Below are 1,198 nucleotides of genomic sequence, written 5' to 3' on the forward strand. Positions count from 1 at the left end.
CAAGCGCAGTTCTCACTTCACCATTAGAGACACCCTGAGATATCAATAGAGCTGCAACACCTGAAACATGTGGAGCTGCCATGGAAGTACCCTGGAAGAAATAGTAACCAAAGTCTTTAGGGTCTTTAGTGCCAGGATTAAAAGTGTTCTGAAGTATCCCGTCTACATATCCATCTCCGTTCAGGTCCTGCTCCGTATTTCCACCAGGCGCTACCACATCAAGTTCCATTCCATAATTCGAATATGGTGCTAAATTCCCATCATAACCTGTTGCTCCGACTGCAATACATTTCTCATAGGCAGCAGGATAGCTAGTAATATTTGTTCCATCATTGCCTGCAGCTGCTACAATGGTGACACCATGTTCGTCTGCATAGTCAAGTGCATTATCTAAGACAGCACCCGGGTAATAATTGGGTGGGTAACCAAGGCTCATACTTATGACATCTGCACCATTTTCGGTTGCAAAGTATATCCCATCTACTAATTCTAAAAGTGTTCCGCTTCCACTCTTATCAAGCACTTTTACAGGCATAATAGAACAATCATATACTACTCCTGCAACCCCAAGACCATTATTAGTACTCTGTGCAATTGTTCCTGCAACATGAGTACCATGGGAATGGTCATCATTTGGATGATCGTCATTATTGACAAAATCATATCCCGCTACAAATTTAGTATTAACAAGATCCGGGGCAACTTTATATTGCCTATAAGCCTCGTAGGCAACTCCAGTATCAAGCACAGCGACGATAACACCATTCCCGGTGGTGTTTACCCATGCAGGTTCAACATTGATACCATGATCACTGTATAAATTCCATTGGTAATTGTAATATGGATCATCTGTGAAAACCGTTGTAATGGCATTTGGAACCGCATATTCCACATTCGGATTCTTACTGTAGATCTCGACCATCCTTTCAACGTTCTTTTTCTGTGGGATCTTCAGAACTTTGAAACCGGCATATTGGCTTGTGTATTTTTCTGTAGCTCCATTTCTGGCATTTATATTTGCTATCTTTTCATTTGAAAGACCTGGATCAAACTTGACAATGATCTCGTCAGGTACGTATAAGCCACTCTTTGGTATATCTATAGTCAATTCTTCATAAATATCATGAGCATTCACCGATGGTACGAACGCAGAAACTGGAATTACCATCCCTGCGATCAATAAACATACGGTCAATAC

Annotated in this window: 1 protein-coding gene; it reads right to left on the minus strand. The window is 41.2% G+C overall.

What is annotated here, in order from left to right:
* The coding region (locus tag KDK67_RS14105) for a S8 family peptidase (RefSeq protein WP_250869479.1) at positions 1 to 1,198 on the minus strand (1,198 nt) is incomplete at both ends.

Source organism: Methanococcoides seepicolus (assembly GCF_023684405.1).
In the GTDB taxonomy this organism is placed as follows: Archaea; Halobacteriota; Methanosarcinia; order Methanosarcinales; family Methanosarcinaceae; genus Methanococcoides; species Methanococcoides seepicolus.